Below are 15,917 nucleotides of genomic sequence, written 5' to 3'. Positions count from 1 at the left end.
CGCCGTGGCGGACGCCGAATCTCGCTCGGCTGCCCTGCGTGCGTACGAGCAGGCCCGGGCGGCCGGGGACGTCGAGGCGATGACCCGCGCCGCGCTCGGCCTCGCCGCGGGCCAGAGCTTCGGCACCGTCCCCGGCCGCGTGCCCGCGTTCCTGCACGAGGCGTACACCCTGGCGAGCGGAATCCAGCGGGCCCGGGTGGCCGTCGCGCTGGCCCGCGCCTGGGTGTACGGCGGGGACGCCGAGCGGGCGGTCGCGTTCGCCCGCGAGGCGGTGACGACGGCGGAGGCCGCGGACGACGCGGCGCTGCTGGCCGAGGCCCTCGACGCGCAGCTGCTCGTGCACTGGGGCCCGGACCAGCTGGCCGCGCGGCTGGCGATCACCCGCCGGCTCGAGGACGCCGTCGTCCACCTGACCGACCTCGAGGCGCGGCTGACCGCCTCCCTCTGGCGGCTGACCACCGCGGTCGAGACGCTGGACCTGCCGGGCACCCGCCGCCAGTTGCGCGCGCTCGACGCGCTCGCCGAGGAGTCCGGCTCGGCGCGGGTGCGCTTCTTCGCCGCCGCCCGCCGCGGCATGGCCGCGCTGCTCACCGGGGACCTCGCCGCCGCCGCGGCGGCCCGGGACGCCGCCGTCGCCGCCGGCGCCGAGGCGGGGGAGCGCGACACCGAGGCCATCGAGCGGACGCTCAGCTCGGGTATCGCCCGGCAGGCCGGCGACCGCGCGGCGCTCGCGCGCGAGGCGGCGATGTACGAGGGGTTCGGGACCGGCGAGGGCGTGCTCTCGATCGCCGCGGAGGCGGCGGTGCTGTGGCTGGCCGCCGGGCGCGCGGACCGGGCGGAGGCGCTGCTGCACCAGCTCGCCGGCGGCGACCTCGGCGCGGTGCCGCGCGACGTCGACTGGCTGCTCACCGTCACCTGCCTGACCGAGGTGGCGGCCGGGACCGGCGCGACGGATCTGGCCGCGGTCGCCGTCGAGCTGCTGACGCCCTACGCCGGCCGCGGCGTGGTCAACGCCGGCGCCGCGGCGTTCGCCGGCGTCGTCGACGACTTCCTGGCGCGGGCGCTGCAGGCGCTCGGCCGGAGCGACGAGGCGGCCGCGTGCCGCTCCGCCGCCGCGGCTGCCTACCGCCGGATGGGCGCGCACTGGTGGCTGGGGCGGGTGTCGTCGCCGCCGGCCCGGGCGGCGGTCGTACCGGACGTCGTCCACCTGCACCCCGCCGCCGGCGGCGTCTGGACGGTGGGCGCGGACGGCGCCGCGGCCGCCCTGCCCGACAGCAAGGGACTGCGGTACCTGCGGCTGCTGCTGGCGCGGCCCGGCGTCGACGTCCCCGCGCTCGAGCTGTCCGACGCCGTGGCCGGGCACCCGGGCGTCTCGGTGCGCGAGGGAGACCTCGGGACGGCGCTGGACGCGCAGGCGCTGGCCGCCTACCGGTCCCGGCTGGCCGAGCTGGACGAGGAGCTCGACGAGGCGCGCGCCTGGGCCGACCCCGCGCGGGCCGACCGGCTGGCCGACGAGCGCGCGGCGCTGCTGGCCGAGGTCGCGCGGGCCACCGGCCTCGGCGGCCGGCCGCGGCGGGGCGGGGACGCCGGGGAGCGGGCGCGGGTCGCCGTCCGCAAGGCCATCGCCGCCGCAGTCGCGCGCATCGCCGACGTCGACCCCGGGCTGGCGCGGCTGCTGCGCGACGCGGTGCGCACCGGCGGCTGGTGCCGGTACGAGCCGGACCCCGGCCGGCCGGTGCGCTGGGTGCTCGACGACCCGGTCAGTTCGGCGTGATGACCACCTTGAGCGCCTCGTTGGCCGCGGCGTTGGCGAACACGTCGTAGGCCTCGTCGATCTGCGCGAACGTGAACGAGTGGGTGCCCATCTTCTCCGCGGGGATCCGCCCGCTGGCCACCATCTTCAGCAGGGTCGGGATGGAGACCGTGTCGACCAGCCCCATGGTCAGCGTGACGTTCTGGATCCACATCTCCTGCAGCGGCAGCTCCACCGGGACGCCGTGCACGCCGATGTTGGCGATCGAGCCGCCGGGCCGGACCAGGGCGCAGGTCGTGCGCAGCGTCTCGGGGTAGCCGACGGCCTCGATGGCGACGTCCACGCCGTCCCCGCCGGTCAGGGCGCGGACGTCGTCGACGGTGCCCGGCCCGACCTCGACGGCGTCCGTGGCGCCGAACTCCAGCGCCTTCTCCAGGCGGAACTTGTTGGTGTCGACGGCGATCACCCGCGACGCGCCCCACAGGCCGGTGGTGAGGACGGCGGCCAGGCCGACCGCGCCGACACCGACGACGGCGACGGTGTGCCCGGGCCGCACGTTGCCGGCGAGGACGCCGACCTCGTAGCCGGTCGGCAGCGAGTCGGCCAGGAAGATCGCCTGCTCGTCACTGACGCCCTCGGGCACCCGGTACAGCGAGGTGTCGGCGAACGGCACGCGGACCAGTTCGGCCTGGGTGCCGTCGATGAGGTGGCCGAAGATCCAGCCGATGCCGCCGACCGTCCGGCAGTGCGACGGCATGCCGCGCTGGCAGTAGTCGCAGCGGCCGCACTTGGTGATCGCCGGGACGAGCACGCGGTCGCCGACGGCGAACCCGCGGACGGCGTCGCCGACGGCGGTGACCGTCCCGACCGCCTCGTGCCCGAGGATCCGGCCGTCGGTCACCGCGGGCACGTCCCCGTGCAGGATGTGCAGGTCGGTGCCGCAGATCGTCGTCGTCTCCACCCTGACGACCGCGTCCGTGGGGTCCTGGACCACCGGGTCGGGAACGTCCTCCCAGGCCTTGCTCCCCGGTCCGTGGTAGACGAGTGCCTTCATCTCGAGCCTCCGGTGCCTCGGCCGTGCGGTTCGTCGACGGTAGGCGGGGCAGCGGCCGGCGACTGTCGCAGATTGAGATGACGCGTCCCGGCGCGTGACTCCACACACATTCGGGACCTCGGGCCCTATGCCGTCGCGGCACTTGTCTAGATGATTGAGAGCGATAACATCCGAGAAAGGGGATCCACGGCTCGATGAAGCTGGAAGACGTCCTGCGGTCGGTCAACAACGACGAGCCGATGCGTCCCGAGGAGCTCGAGCACGCCGCGGCGGTCCTCGGCGAGCACGCGCGCGCCGGCGTCCCCGGCGTCCTCGAGGCCCGGGTGCGGGTCGCGACGAGGCTCGAGCGGCTGTCGCGCTAGCCGCTCCGCCGCGCGGCGGCCGTCAGCGGACGACGGTCACCGGACACTGGGCGTAGGCGGCGACGTGCTGGCTGACCGAGCCGAGCACCAGTCCGGTGAATCCGCCGTGGCCGCGCGTGCCGACCACCAGGAGGTCGGCGGTGGCCGACTCCTCGATGAGCACCTTCGCGGGGCTGCCCTGCTTGACCCTCGGCTGGACGAACACCGGCGGATCCTCGCCGAGCGCCTCCTTGATGACCTGGACCAGGTCGTCAGCGGTCCGCTGGCTGGGGTCGGGCACGTACTTCTCCGAGACGCTGACGCTGCCCACCGGTGGCATCAGCGTGTGCTCCCACACGTTCAGAACGACCAGGTCGGCACCGTGGTCCGCCGCTTCGGCGGCGGCCCAGATCAATGCGGTCCGGCTCCCGGAGGATCCGTCGACGCCGACCACGATGGTCTTCCACCTGCTCACCGTCGTCTCCTCTGCGGGTGTCGACGAATCGGCGCTCGTGTGACGTACCCGAGGTGTTCCACATGGTGACGGCCGTGGCGCGCACCCGCCACCCGGACGCTCCACGGGCCGAGTCGGTCGCCGCGGACACGCCCGGGTCATTGCACGGTGGTTGCGGACGGCCGTGGTGGGTAATGGGGCGCGGCAGCACGGTCGAACCCAGCCCGCGTCGGCCTAAGGGGTCGCCATGGCCACCACGACAATCAAGCCCGCCTCCTCTGCAGCCGTCCCCGTGGACGCAGGGCCGGCCGAACGTCGGCCGCTGATGACGGGCCGGGCCATCCTGATGATGAACCTCGGCTTCTTCGGGGTTCAGTTCAGTTTCGGTCTCACCCAGTCGGCGGTGAACCCGCTCTTCCTGCTCATCGGGGCCGCACCCGATCAGCTGCCGATCCTCAACCTGGCCGGACCGGTCACCGGGCTGCTCATCCAGCCGCTGATCGGCGCGATCAGCGACCGGACCTGGAGCCCCCGCTGGGGCCGCCGTCGTCCGTTCGTGACCGCCGGCGCGATCCTCTGCGCGATCATCCTGGCGGTCTTCCCGTTCGTCGGCGTCCTGTGGCTGGCCGTGATCTGCTTCTGGCTGCTCGACGCCGGCAACAACACCTCGATGGAGCCCTACCGGGCGCTCATCTCCGACCGGCTGCCCAAGTCGCAACTGGCGCGCGGGTTCCTGACCCAGAGCATGTTCACCGGCGCCGGGGCGGTGCTGGCGAACCTGTCGCTGTTCGTCCTGCAGAAGGTCGACGCGCTGACGGCGACCGCCGGCAACGGCGTTCCCTACTGGATGTACGTCTGCTTCCTGCTCGGCACGTTCTGCATCCTGCTGACGGTGCTGACCGCGATGGCGAAGACGCGGGAGCTCACGCCCTCGGAAGAGGAGCTCGAGGAGATCCGCACTGCGCCCAAGGGCCTCCACCACGCGGTCGCCGAGATCGCGGACGCCGTCAAGACGATGCCGGTCGCGATGCACAAGATCGGCGTGGTGTTCCTGTTCCAGTGGTACGCCATGTTCATCTACTGGCAGTTCCTGGCGGTCAGCCTCGGCGAGACGATCTTCGGAGCCACGCCGGAGCAGGGCGGCCCGGCCTGGGAGGACGCGATCGCCTGGAGCGGTCTGCAGAACGCCGCCTACAACCTCGTCACGGCCGTCTCAGCCCTGTTCCTGGTCGGTTTCGCCCGGAGGATCGGAGCCAAGCGCGTGCACGCGGTGGCGCTCGGCCTCGCCGCGGCGGCCCTGGTCTGGCTGTCCCAGATCACCAACCAGTACGTCGCCCTGCTCCCGATGATCGGCGTGGGCATCTTCTGGGCCAGCGCGGTCGGCGTGCCCTACCTGATGGTCGCGAGCATGGTTCCGGCCAAGCGCACCGGCGTCTACATGGGCATCCTCAACATGATGATCGTGGTGCCGATGCTGATCCAGACGGTCACCTTCGGCTGGATCTACACGCACCTGCTCGACAGCAAGGGCAGCAACGCGATCATGCTCGCCGGCGTCCTGATGGCGATCGGCGGAGTGGCGATGCTGTGGGTGAACCCGCCCGACGAGGCAGACGAGTCGCCGATCATGCCGCTCGGCAGCCGCCGCAGCATCACCGTGTACGACCGGGTCGTCGTGGGCTCGGACGGCACCGCGACCAGCCTGTACGCCGTGGACCGTGCCGCGGAGGTGGCGGAGGCCGCCCATGCCAGGCTGGTCGTCGTCACGGCCTACCGCGACGGCGACCCCGCCACGGCGGCGCCGCCCGCCGAGGGAGCGCACCGCGACCTCTACGGCGTCGAGACCGCGCGCAGGGCCCTGGAGAAGTCGGTCACCGGTCTCACCGAGGAACGGGTGAGATACGTCGAGCAGCGGCTCGTCGCCGGGGACCCGGCGCAGGCGCTCCTGGACACGGTCGGGCGGAATCCGGCGAACCTCATCGTCGTCGGCAACCGCGGGCTGGGCGCGAGCGAAGGCCAGACGCTCGGCTCGGTGCCGGCCAACGTCGTGAAGAACGCCAGCTGTGACGTGCTCGTCGTGCAGACGTCGGCGCTGGACGAGGAGCGCATCTTCGGCGCGCAGCCCGCCGGGGCCGCCGTCGACGGTCCGGCCCTCGCGACGGACGACGGAGGTCGCTCACCGACTCCGTGACTCCGGGGCAACGGCGGACGCCGACTGGGTGACGAGAGCCGAGCCGGCGTCCGCCGCCGTGCTGGACACGAGCCAGTGAGCCGCGACCGGCGGCGTTCTTCGTGCACCCGTCTGCTGGCCGCCTGTAGCTCGTTCTCGTCCCGGCGCCTTGATCACCTCGGGTCCGGCGGTGCCTCACGGTCGTGGAGACACCGCCGGCCCCGACGTGATCATGGAGAGTCGGCTCGGGGGATGGTCGACAGGCAGGTCTCTCTAGGCGCCGGGGGGTGCCTCGCCGTCCGGCCCGCCGTGCAGGGCGGTGAAGACGTCGAGCAACCGGTCACGGGCTGCGGGTGGCAGGGTCGGCGTGGGCATCGTCCGGAGCGCCGCCGCCGTGCTGCGCATCTGCTCCAGGTAGACGACGCAGGGATCGCACAGCTCGAGGTGCGCGGCGATGGCCCGGTCCACGGCGTCGGGGAGCGTGCCCTCGAGGTGCTCGGTGACGAGCTCGACGAACTCCCGGCAGGCGATCGTCAGCACGTCGTCCTCCGTCGACGCCCGCGGTACGGGGAACTCAGCCACGGCCTGGTCCTTCCCCCGCAGTGCCCCGGTACACGTCCTCCAGCCGCGCCCTGAGGCGGGCGCGACCGCGGTGCAGCAGGATCCGCTGGTTGCCGGGGCTCAGCCGCAGCCGCTCGCACACCTCGTCGGACGACATCCCGTGGACGTCACGGAGCTCGACCACGACGCGCTGGCGCTCGGGCAGCTCATCGAGGGCGGCCCGCAGCTCCCGGCGCACCTCGGCGGCGACGGCGGCGTCCTCCGGAGGGGGCTCCCACGCGGCCGGCCGCCCCGCGGGCGTCCAGCCGCCCGGCCACCGGTCCCCGGCGCCGCGGAACCGGGCGGGGTCCACCGTGGGAGCGGAGTCCTCCCCGTGGTCGGGGAACGCCGACGACCACGGCACGGCGCGTGCGTCCCGCACGCCCCGGGACCGGGCCTGGTTCTCCAGGATCCGGAAGACCCAGGTCCGCAGGGACGAGCGGCCCTCGAAGCGGTCCAGCTGCGTGATCACGGCCAACCACGTGTCCTGCACGACCTCCTCGGCGGAGGCCCGGGTCGAGACGTGCAGCCGCGCGACCCGCAGCAGCCCCGGGGACCAGGCGTCGACCAGTTCGGCGAAGGCGGTCCGGTCGCCGGCGCGCAGCCGCTCCAGGAGCTCCGCCTGACCGGGGCTGCCGCCCTCGAGGACGGCAGCTGCGACCGCCGGGGACTGGCGCTGCTGCATGCGGCTGCTCCTCGCCGGGCGACGGTCGGGGACGACGGATCGCTCCGGCCATCATCGGGATCGGCCTCCGCCCGCGTCAGGGACCGAGGTCCCGGCTCGGCACCGCTCATCGGCGTGACTTCTCCGCCTGGTCGATCGCCCAGGCGGCGTTGACCAGCCCGATGTGGCTGAAGGCCTGCGGGACGTTGCCGAGCAGGTCGCCCGTGGCCGGGTCGACCTCCTCCGCCAGCAGCCCGAGGTCGTTGACGAAGGCCGCCGCCCGCTCGAACACCTCGCGGGCGCGCTCCACCTGCCCGGCCAGGGCGAGGGCCTGGGCCAGCCAGAAGGTGCAGAGCAGGAACGTGCCCTCCTCGCCGGCCAGCCCGTCGACACCCTCCTCGGTGCGGTAGCGGTAGACCAGCCCCCGGTCGTCGGTCAGCCGCTCGGCGGTGGCCTCGATGGTGGCCAGCATCCGGGGGTCGTCCGCCGGCAGGAACCCGACGATCGGCAGCATCAGGTTGGAGGCGTCCAGCGCGGTCGACCCGAAGCACTGCGTGAACGCACCCGCCTCGTCGTTCCACCCCTGCTGGAGGACGGCGTCGGCGATCTCCTCGCGGATCTTCTGCCACTCGTCCACCCGGTCCTCGCAGCCCAGCTGCGGCGCCAGCGCGATCGCCCGGTCGAGTGCGACCCAGCACATGACCTTGGAGTAGAGGAAGTGCTGCGGCTCCCCGCGCACCTCCCAGATGCCCTGGTCCCTGTCCCGCCATCGGACGGCGGCGGTGTCGGCGCAGGCCGCCAGGAACCACCGCGTCTCGTCGTCCAGGGCGGGCAGCTGGTCGGCCAGCCGGGCCGCCGCCCCGAGCAGTTCGCCGTAGACGTCGACCTGGCGTTGATTCCACGCGCCGTTGCCGACGCGCACCGGCCGGCTGTCCCGCCAGCCGCGCAGGTGGTCGAGGGTGCGCTCGGAGAGGTCGTGCTCACCACCGACGCCGAACATGATCTGCAGGGACAGGTCCGGGCCGATCCCGCCGGCCCCGGCGGTGGTCATGAACCCGAAGAAGTCCTCCGCCTCGTCCGGGCAGGCAGCCACCCACAGCGCCTCCATGGTGAAGCTCGCGTCGCGCACCCACGCGTAGCGGTAGTCCCAGTTGCGCTCGCCGCCGACGCCCTCGGGGAGGGACGTCGTCCCGGCGGCCACGACCGCGCCGCTCGGCTGGTACGACAGCCCCTGCAGCACGCGGCCGGACAGGTGGACCAGGTCCGCCCACGGGCCCTCGTAGGACTGGTGCAGCGCGCACCACGAGTCCCAGGACGCGAGGGTGCGGTCGACCAGGTCGGCCAGCTCCGGCTGGCTCCAGGCGTGCGCCGAGACCGGGTCGCCGAGGGTGCTGCGCTGCAGGGCCAGGTGGACGACCTCGCCGGCGCGCAGGTGCAGGCGCGCCGTCGCGCGGCTGTCGCCCAGCTCGGCGGTCTCGCCGGGCAGCGTGAGCACCAGCCAGTCGGCGCCGCCGCGGGCGGCCACCCCGCCGTCGACGTGCGACAGCAGCGGGACGATCAGGCCGTACTCCGGCCGGGGACGGTAGTCGACCAGCACGTCGACCTCTCCCGACGTGCAGTGGACCCGCCGGACGAGCACGTGCGGCACGTCGGTGCCCAGCCGGTGCCCCTCGTTGTCCGGGCCCAGCGCCAGCGCGTCGGTGAGGATCAGCTCGCCGTCGGCCGTGTGGAACGTCGTCTCGAGGGCGAGGGACCGGCCGGCGTACCGGCGGGTCGCCGTCCACTCCGCCTCCGGCCGCACGGACCAGTGGCCGGCGTCGTCGTCGAGCAGGTGCGCGAAGACCGCCGGGCCGTCGAACCGGGGGAAGCACAGCCACACGACGGTGCCCGCTCGGTCGACGAGCGCGCAGGAGTGCCGGTCGGAGAGGAAGGCGAGGTCGGCGATCGGGGTGGTGCTCATGGGATCTCCCGGGGGGATCGGCGGTCGTGCCTGCGCAGTCCGCCCGCGGCCCCGGCCGTTACGTGTAACGCGGCCCGGGCCGGGCGGACGACGGCAACGAGTCCGAGGAGGTCCGATGACCGTGTCCATGCGGGAAGAGCTCGACGTCGACGTCGTCGTGATCGGCGGTGGTCCGGCGGGGGAGGTGGCCGCCGGCCGGTGCGCCGACCGCGGCTTGTCGGTCGTGCTGGTCGAGAGCGAGCTGGTCGGCGGGGAGTGCTCGTACTGGGGCTGCATCCCCAGCAAGACCCTGCTCCGCCCCGGCGACGTGCTGGCCGCGGCCCGCCGGGTGCCGGGCGCGGCGGCGTCCGTCTCCGGCCCGGTCGACGTCGCCGCGGCGCTGGCCCGCCGCGACGTCATGACCTCGTCCTGGGACGACCGGGGTCAGGAGCAGTGGCTGGCCGAGCACGGGATCCGGCTGCTCCGCGGCGCCGGCAGGCTCGCCGGCCCGCGCCGGGTCGCGGTGGACGACGGGCAGGTCGTGACCGCCCGGCGCGCGGTCGTGCTCTCCACCGGCAGCAGCGCCGTGCTGCCGCCGGTTCCGGGCCTGGCCGACGTCCGGCCGTGGGACAACCGTTCCGCCACCGCCGCCAAGGAGGTGCCGGCGCGGCTGCTCGTGATCGGCGGGGGCGCGGTCGGCCTCGAGCTGGCCCAGGCCTTCCGCCGGCTCGGCGCGGCCGAGGTGACCGTCGTCGAGGCCGGGCCGGTGCTGTTGCCGCGGGAGGAGCCGTTCGCCGGCGAGCAGGTGCGCGCGGCGTTCGAGCGTGAGGGGATCGCCGTCCGGATCGGCACCGCGCTGGCGGGCATCCGGCGCGAGGGCACCGACGGGCCGGTGCGGGCGACGCTGCGCGGCGGCGAGGAGGTGACGGCGGACGAGGTGCTGGTCGCGGCCGGCCGGCGCCCGCGCACCGGCGCCCTGGGGCTGGAGACCGTCGGGCTGGAGCCGGGCAGGCCGGTGCCTGTCGACGACCGGTTGCGTGCGATCGGGGTGCCGGGGGACTGGCTGTACGCCGTCGGCGACTGCACCGGCCTCGCGCCGCTGACGCACATGGGCAAGTACCAGGCCCGCGTCGCCGCCGACGTGCTCACCGGTCGCGACGTCCGCGACCGGGCCAGCCGCGACGCCGTCACCCGGGTCACCTTCACCGATCCGCAGGTGTGCGCGGTGGGCCTCACCGCCGCCGAGGCCCGCGAGCGGGGGATCGACGTCCGCCTGCTCGACGTGGCCACCGGCGACGTCCCGGGCTCCTACGTGCTGGGCGAGGGCCTCGAGGGGACGACGCGGCTGGTCGTCGACGAGGCCGCCGGCGTGCTGGTCGGCGCCACCTTCACCGGCAACGGGGTGCAGGAGCTGCTCCACTCGGCAGCCGTCGCGGTCGCCGGCCGCGTGCCGCTGGACGAGCTCCGCCACGCCGTGCCGGCCTTTCCCACCGTCGCCGAGGTCTGGCTGCACGCCCTGGAGGCGGCCGGGATCTGACCCGATCGGAGGCCTTCCGTGCCCGATGTGTCGTTCACGAACCTGCTCGTCGTCGCGGGGGTGGCGGCGGTGGTGCCGCTGGCGCTCGGCTGGGTGCCGCGGCTGCGGGTGCCGGCGGTGGTCCTGGAGATCGTCGCCGGCGTGGTGCTGGGTCCGTCGGTCCTCGGGTGGGTGGAGGTGGACCTCCCGGTGCAGGTGCTGGCCCTGTTCGGGCTGGCATTCCTGCTGCTGCTCGCCGGGCTGGAGATCGACCTGCGAGGGTTGCGCGGGCGGCTGCTCGGGTTGGCCGGGCTGGGCTACGTCATCAGCCTCGGCCTGGCCGTGCTCGTCGGGCTGGGCGCCTCGGCGGTCGGCTGGACGACGGCGCCGCTGTTCCTCGCCATCGCGCTGACCGCCACGTCGCTCGGGCTGGTGGTGCCGGTGCTCAAGGACGCCGGCCGGGCGGGCGACGCGGTGGGGCAGACCACCATCGCCGCGGCCTCGGTCGCCGACTTCGCCGCGATCGTGCTGCTCACGCTGCTGTTCTCGACGTCCGGCGGAGGCCCGGGGCTGACGGCGGCGTTCCTGACGTTCTTCGGGGTGCTGGTCGCGGTGCTGGCCGTCAGCGCCGGGCGGGCGAGCAGGTCGATGCGGCTGGGCGAGGTGCTGGTGCGGCTGCAGGACACCACCGCGGAGATCCGCGTGCGCCTCGTCGTGCTGCTGCTCGTGGCCTTCGTGGCGCTCGCCGAGCGGCTGGGCCTGGAGACGATCCTCGGCGCCTTCCTCGCCGGGGCGCTGGTCGGGCTGATCGACCGGGACTCGGCGAGCCATCCGCGGTTCCGCGCCAAGCTCGAGGCGATCGGCTACGGCTTCCTGATCCCGGTGTTCTTCGTCAGCAGCGGCGTGCGCCTGGACCTGCGCGGGTTGCTGGAGGACCCGTCAGGGCTCGTGCAGGTACCGGTGTTCCTGCTCGCGCTGCTCGTCGTGCGCGGTCTGCCGGCGGCGCTCTACCGGCGTTCGCTGGGGCGGGCGGGCGCGGTCGCCGCGGGGCTGCTGCAGGCCACGTCACTGCCGTTCCTGGTGACCGCGGCGCAGATCGGCACGGTCACCGGCCGGCTGTCGGCGACGACCGCGGCCGCGCTCGTCTGCGCCGGGCTCCTCTCGGTGCTCGTCTTCCCAGCGGTCGCGCTCGGCGTCCTCGGCCGTCCTCAGCCCGCCGCCGAGCCCGCCGGCGTGCACGTCCGTGCCGAGCGGGACGCCGTGGCGCTCAGGGACGAGGCGGTGTTCGGCGACGAGGCGTAGCCCCGACGGCCGGCACTCCGGCCGGGCACCGCTGCGATGACGACGTCCCGGGTCAGCCGGCCCGGGTGGGCGCCGGGGCCGGCTCGCGTGGTGACGGGACGACCGACTCGGCCGGGATCCGGGCACCGAGCCGCTCGGCGATGACGTCCGCGACGCGCAGTGCGTTGGCGATGATGGTCAGCGTCGGGTTCACCGCCGTGCTCGACACGAAGAAGCTCGAGTCGGCCACGTAGAGGTTGTCCACCTCGTGCATCCGGCAGTCGAGGTCGAGGGGTGCCGACGACGGGTCCGGCCCGAAGCGGACGGTGCCGTTCTGGTGGGCCACCCCACCGATCCCGAGCTGGCCGCCGGCGTACTGCCGGTTCTCGTACACCTCCTGCTCGCAGCGGATGGAGTCGAGCAGCTCCTGCAGCCGCATCCGCAGCCGGGCCACCTCGGCGGCGTTGGTGCGGGTGTAGCGCAGCGTGATGCCGCCGTCCGGGTCGACGGTCACCCGGTTCTCGTCCAGCGGCAGGTCCTCGGTGGTCAGCCAGAAGTCGATCGAGTGCCGGGCCAGGTCGGCCGGGTCCCGCGCGTCCGGGACGTCGAAGCCGATGAGGACGGCGTCGCTCTTGCCGTTCATCTGGATCGAGCCGACCGGGTACTCCCAGTCCGGGTCGAACGGGTCGGACCAGTAGAAGTCGTTGACCCCGATCGTCTTCTGGAACCGCGTCGGGTTCGGCGTCCTCGAGAACGCCACGAGGCCCGAGTTGTTGTGGAGCATCAGGTGCCGGCCCACGTGCCCGGAGCCGTTGCCCAGCCCGGCCGGGTGCCGGTCGTCGGCCGACGCGAGCAGCAGGGCCGCGGAGTTGATCGCGCCGGCCGCCAGGACGACGACGTCGCCGGTGTACTCCTCGCGCTCGCCGTCCCGGTCGACGACGACCCGCGAGACGCTCCGCCCCGACGCCGAGGTCTCCAGCCGCACCACCCGGGCGCGGGTCCGCAGCTGCACGTTCGGGTGCCGCAGCGCCGGCTCGACCGTCATCACCTGGGCGTCGGCCTTGCCGTTGACCAGGCACGGGAAGCCGTCGCAGGTCGCGCAGCGGATGCACGCGGACAGGTGCGGCCGCGCCTCGTCGAGCAGGATGCCGTTCGGCAGGGAGAACGGGTGCAGGCCCGCGGCGGTGAGGTCCGCCCGCAGCTGCGCGATCCGCGGCTCGTCGCTGATCGCCGGCCACGGGTAGGGGCCGGGCGCCGGTGGCTCGCCGGGATCCTCCCCGCGCGTGCCGTGCACCTGGTAGAGCTGCTCGGCCCGGTCGTAGTACGGCGCGAGGTCGGCGTAGGAGATCGGCCAGGCCGGCGAGACGCCGTCCACGTGGCGCACCGCGCCGAAGTCCCGCTCGCGGAACCGGTAGAGGATCGCGCCGTAGAACTTGGTGTTCCCGCCGACGTAGTAGTGCTGCTTCGGCGTGAACCGCCGGCCGTCGGCCCCGTCGGTCCACTGGCCGCTGTTGGCGTAGCGCTTGTCCTTCCACAGCGCCATCGGGTCCCAGTTCTGCGGCTCCCGCGGCAGGTAGTCGCCGCGCTCGAGGAGCAGCACCTTCGTGCCCGTCCGGGCCAGGGCCCAGGTGACGGCGCCGCCGCCTGCGCCGGATCCGATCACGATGACGTCGGCGTGCTCGGTCATGGCTGTCTCCTGATCAGGTGATCGCGAGAGGGCTGACCCAGGCGCCGGTGGCGCCCTGGAGCTTGGCGTGGCTGACGACGAGCAGGAACTCGCGCAGCCCGTGAGCGGCGGCCTCGGCCAGCCGCAGGTTCTCCAGCACGACGACGCCGTGCCGGACGTTGAGCGTCTGCGGGACGACGAACGGCTCGTCCGGGTCCTCGGCCGGCACGGGCCCGTAGCTCCACGTGTCGCAGCCGGTGAGCGCGACGCCGTGCCCGGCGAGCCACTCGGCGAGCGCGAGTCCGGGGCCCGGTTCGCCGGACGAGTACCGCGCGTCGTCCGCGCCCCACAGGCCGCCCCAGCCGGTGTGGACGAGCACCGCGTCGCCGGGACGCAGCGCGCGCCCGCCGAGCGCCGCCACGGCGTCGGCGACGGTGACGACGTCGCCCCGCTCGAGCCGCTCGACCCCGCGGACGGCGGCGACGTCGAGCAGCAGCCCCCTGGTGACGACCTGCGGGAGCGTGTCGACGCCGAGCCGGTTGGTGCCCCACTCCTCGGCGATGTCGGCCAGCCGGTGCCCGTTGTAGGTGCGGTCGCCGGCCTGCAGGTGGTTGAGGGCGTCGAGGTGGGTGCCCATCTGCTGGGTGGCGGTGATCTGCTCGACCACCCAGTTCACCCCGTTGCGGCCCCAGCCCTCCGGTCCGGCGTCCGGGCGCCGGCGGTTGACGTGGTGGGCGTTCGTCGTCAGGTACGAGCGGAAGGTGCGGCCCGGAAAGGCCGGGACGTCGGCGTGCAGCACGTGCGCCAGGTCGAACACCCGCCCGGTGCGCACCAGCGAGACGGCGGCCAGCACCGAGGCCGGCGTGATCTCGTTGAGTGCCCCGGCTTGGTCGTCCGGACCCCACCGCGAGGGGAACCAGCCCGTCGTCCGCTCCGTGACGGAGGGGGCGAGGCCGGTCATTCGGACGACCAGGTCGTCTCGAAGGACGGGTAGAGGGTCAGGCCGCCGTCCACGAACAGCGTCTGGCCGGTGATGTAGGCGGCCTCGTCGGAGCAGAGGAACGCGGTGACCGCGGCCATCTCCTCGGCGTCGCCGGCGCGGCGCATCGGGATGTGGCTCTCCACCATCCGCCGCTTGACCGGGTCGTCGATCCACGAGCGGTTGATCGGGGTGACCGTCGCGCCGGGGCCGATGCCGTTCACGCGGATCCCCCGGGCGGCGTACTCGAGCGCGAGGGTGCGGGTGAGGTTCTGCATGCCGCCCTTGGACACCGAGTACCCGACGAACCGCGGCTTCGGGATCACCTGGTGCACGCTCGAGACGTTGACGATCGAGCCCGGTGCGCCGGTCCGCAGCCACGCGCGGATCGCCTGCTGGCTGCACAGGAACGCGCCGCGCAGGTTGACCGCGAGCACCTTGTCGAAGGCGGCGACGGCGAGCTCGTCGGTGTCGGCGGCGACCTGGATGCCGGCATTGTTGACCAGGATGTCGATCCGGCCGTACTCGCCCAGCGCCTGGTCGAACATCGCGCCGACCTGGTCCTCCTGCGACACGTCGGCGGCGACCAGGATCGGGTGCGTCCCGGCGGCCGACATCTCCTTCATGCAGATCTCGACGCCGTGCTCGATGGCGTCCCGCGTCTCCTCGGCGCCCTCCGGCGGGCCGACGTAGTTGATCGCCACGTCGACGCCCTCCTGGCCCAGACGGATGGCGATCGCCTGCCCGATGCCCGAGCTGCCGCCGGTGACCAGCGCCTTCTTGTCCTGCAGACCCTTCACGTCCGGCTCCTGTCGGTGAGTACCCGTGCCCGTCCCTCCGAGAAGAAGGCGACGGCGTCCTCGGTGGTGGAGATGCGGTCGGCGCCGCGCGCGGCCCCGAAGGGCGCGTTCCAGAACGGATCCGCGGACGGGGATCCCTCGTGCGGTCCGACGTAGAGGTAGGGCCCGGGCAGCGCGCGGTCACCCGGGGAGACTCCGTAGTTGACGGCGTCGACGGCGATGCCGAGGTCGAGGTGCTCCGGCCAGAGCACCGGATCCGCCGGCTGCCCGAGATCCGCTGCGAGGCCGCGCAGCGCCGCGTCGCCGAGGGTGAGCCAGTCGGCAAGCTGCCGCGCCGCGGCGGGGTCGATGCGCAGCGGCAGATCCGGATCGGCCGGGGTCGCGGGGGCGTAGCTGCCGCGCAGCCCGAGCGCCACGCCGGCGAATGCGGCCGCTCCCCGCAACGTCGTCAGCGGCCGGGAGCGGAGGGAGTCACCGGCGATCACCACCAGCTGGTCGCCGACGACCGCGAGGTGTTGGCCGTCGATGCCGACGGCGGTGGCGAACCCGCCCGGGTACGGACGGAGCCGGATGGTCCCGGCGCTGGCGAACTGCCCGGCGGCGAGGACGTGCTCGGCGACGCGGTGCCAGCCCTCGCGGGTCTCGGCGAGCGCCGGGGGCGTGGTGAGCGTCATGGAGCCGTGGTCTCCTGCCGGGGTGC

The 15,917-nt window shown here is 74.0% G+C and carries 14 protein-coding genes; 5 read left to right on the top strand and 9 right to left on the bottom strand.

Going from position 1 to position 15,917, the window contains the following annotated elements:
- Positions 1-4 precede the first annotated feature (4 nt).
- On the top strand, positions 5-1,774 hold the full coding sequence (locus tag AB3388_RS16515) for a hypothetical protein (RefSeq protein ID WP_495406389.1): 1,770 nt from the start codon (positions 5-7) through the stop codon (positions 1,772-1,774).
- Here the strand turns inward: AB3388_RS16515 and AB3388_RS16510 are convergent.
- Positions 1,761-2,807, bottom strand: coding sequence for an alcohol dehydrogenase catalytic domain-containing protein (locus AB3388_RS16510; RefSeq protein WP_495406388.1), 1,047 nt, complete (start codon positions 2,805-2,807; stop codon positions 1,761-1,763). The two genes, AB3388_RS16515 and AB3388_RS16510, sit on opposite strands and share 14 nt — an antisense overlap.
- A 194-nt stretch (positions 2,808-3,001) precedes the next feature.
- Between AB3388_RS16510 and AB3388_RS16505 the strand changes: the two genes are divergently transcribed.
- Positions 3,002-3,169, top strand: coding sequence for a hypothetical protein (locus AB3388_RS16505; RefSeq protein WP_495406387.1), 168 nt, complete (start codon positions 3,002-3,004; stop codon positions 3,167-3,169).
- Positions 3,170-3,191: 22 nt separating this feature from the next.
- Here the strand turns inward: AB3388_RS16505 and AB3388_RS16500 are convergent, their stop codons facing one another.
- The gene (locus AB3388_RS16500; RefSeq protein WP_495406386.1) at positions 3,192-3,623 is read right to left on the bottom strand and encodes a universal stress protein; all 432 of its coding nucleotides are present in this window, start codon (positions 3,621-3,623) and stop codon (positions 3,192-3,194) included.
- Between the two features lie 226 nt (positions 3,624-3,849).
- Here AB3388_RS16500 and AB3388_RS16495 point away from each other — a divergent pair, with 226 nt between their 5' ends.
- A complete protein-coding gene (locus AB3388_RS16495) occupies positions 3,850-5,793 on the top strand; it encodes an MFS transporter (protein ID WP_495406385.1) in 1,944 nt (647 codons plus the stop codon).
- A 252-nt stretch (positions 5,794-6,045) separates the two neighbouring features.
- Here the strand turns inward: AB3388_RS16495 and AB3388_RS16490 are convergent, their stop codons facing one another.
- From AB3388_RS16490 to AB3388_RS16480, 3 genes are all read right to left on the bottom strand, one after another.
- On the bottom strand, positions 6,046-6,354 hold the full coding sequence (locus AB3388_RS16490) for an anti-sigma factor family protein (protein WP_495406384.1): 309 nt from the start codon (positions 6,352-6,354) through the stop codon (positions 6,046-6,048).
- Complete coding sequence (locus tag AB3388_RS16485; RefSeq protein ID WP_495406383.1) at positions 6,347-7,057, bottom strand: RNA polymerase sigma factor; 711 nt, start codon at positions 7,055-7,057, stop codon at positions 6,347-6,349. The genes AB3388_RS16490 and AB3388_RS16485 overlap by 8 nt, the downstream gene beginning before the upstream one ends.
- 106 nt (positions 7,058-7,163) lie before the next feature.
- On the bottom strand, positions 7,164-8,996 hold the full coding sequence (locus AB3388_RS16480; RefSeq protein WP_495406382.1) for a glycoside hydrolase family 15 protein: 1,833 nt from the start codon (positions 8,994-8,996) through the stop codon (positions 7,164-7,166).
- Positions 8,997-9,111: 115 nt separating this feature from the next.
- Here AB3388_RS16480 and AB3388_RS16475 point away from each other — a divergent pair, with 115 nt between their 5' ends.
- A complete protein-coding gene (locus tag AB3388_RS16475; RefSeq protein ID WP_495406381.1) occupies positions 9,112-10,512 on the top strand; it encodes a dihydrolipoyl dehydrogenase family protein in 1,401 nt (466 codons plus the stop codon).
- A gap of 18 nt (positions 10,513-10,530) precedes the next feature.
- Positions 10,531-11,793: a cation:proton antiporter gene (locus AB3388_RS16470; protein ID WP_495406380.1), complete on the top strand. Its 1,263-nt coding sequence runs from the start codon at positions 10,531-10,533 to the stop codon at positions 11,791-11,793.
- A 52-nt stretch (positions 11,794-11,845) separates the two neighbouring features.
- On the opposite strand, the gene AB3388_RS16465 is transcribed toward AB3388_RS16470, so the two are convergent.
- Genes AB3388_RS16465 through AB3388_RS16450 form a run of 4 tightly spaced genes read right to left on the bottom strand, consistent with a single transcriptional unit; the run spans position 11,846 to position 15,891 of the window.
- On the bottom strand, positions 11,846-13,459 hold the full coding sequence (locus tag AB3388_RS16465) for a GMC oxidoreductase (RefSeq protein WP_495406379.1): 1,614 nt from the start codon (positions 13,457-13,459) through the stop codon (positions 11,846-11,848).
- Positions 13,460-13,472: 13 nt separating this feature from the next.
- A complete protein-coding gene (locus AB3388_RS16460) occupies positions 13,473-14,399 on the bottom strand; it encodes a cyclase family protein (RefSeq protein ID WP_495406378.1) in 927 nt (308 codons plus the stop codon).
- The gene (locus tag AB3388_RS16455; RefSeq protein ID WP_495406377.1) at positions 14,396-15,217 is read right to left on the bottom strand and encodes a glucose 1-dehydrogenase; all 822 of its coding nucleotides are present in this window, start codon (positions 15,215-15,217) and stop codon (positions 14,396-14,398) included. The genes AB3388_RS16460 and AB3388_RS16455 overlap by 4 nt, the downstream gene beginning before the upstream one ends.
- Positions 15,214-15,891, bottom strand: coding sequence for a hypothetical protein (locus AB3388_RS16450; protein ID WP_495406376.1), 678 nt, complete (start codon positions 15,889-15,891; stop codon positions 15,214-15,216). The genes AB3388_RS16455 and AB3388_RS16450 overlap by 4 nt, the downstream gene beginning before the upstream one ends.
- Between the last annotated feature and the right edge of the window lie 26 nt (positions 15,892-15,917).

This window comes from Geodermatophilus sp. SMS 5-13, from assembly GCF_059428245.1.
This window is presented reverse-complemented; position numbering and strand designations above follow the sequence as displayed.

Bases quoted from the DNA above. Each gene is read 5' to 3' on its own strand.
- AB3388_RS16510 (WP_495406388.1), bottom strand. From the start codon at position 2,807: ATGAAGGCACTCGTCTACCACGGACCGGGGAGCAAGGCCTGGGAGGAC.
- AB3388_RS16505 (WP_495406387.1), top strand. From the start codon at position 3,002: ATGAAGCTGGAAGACGTCCTGCGGTCGGTCAACAACGACGAGCCGATG.
- AB3388_RS16495 (WP_495406385.1), top strand. From the start codon at position 3,850: ATGGCCACCACGACAATCAAGCCCGCCTCCTCTGCAGCCGTCCCCGTG.
- AB3388_RS16485 (WP_495406383.1), bottom strand. From the start codon at position 7,057: ATGCAGCAGCGCCAGTCCCCGGCGGTCGCAGCTGCCGTCCTCGAGGGC.
- AB3388_RS16480 (WP_495406382.1), bottom strand. From the start codon at position 8,996: ATGAGCACCACCCCGATCGCCGACCTCGCCTTCCTCTCCGACCGGCAC.
- AB3388_RS16475 (WP_495406381.1), top strand. From the start codon at position 9,112: ATGACCGTGTCCATGCGGGAAGAGCTCGACGTCGACGTCGTCGTGATC.
- AB3388_RS16465 (WP_495406379.1), bottom strand. From the start codon at position 13,459: ATGACCGAGCACGCCGACGTCATCGTGATCGGATCCGGCGCAGGCGGC.
- AB3388_RS16460 (WP_495406378.1), bottom strand. From the start codon at position 14,399: ATGACCGGCCTCGCCCCCTCCGTCACGGAGCGGACGACGGGCTGGTTC.
- AB3388_RS16450 (WP_495406376.1), bottom strand. From the start codon at position 15,891: ATGACGCTCACCACGCCCCCGGCGCTCGCCGAGACCCGCGAGGGCTGG.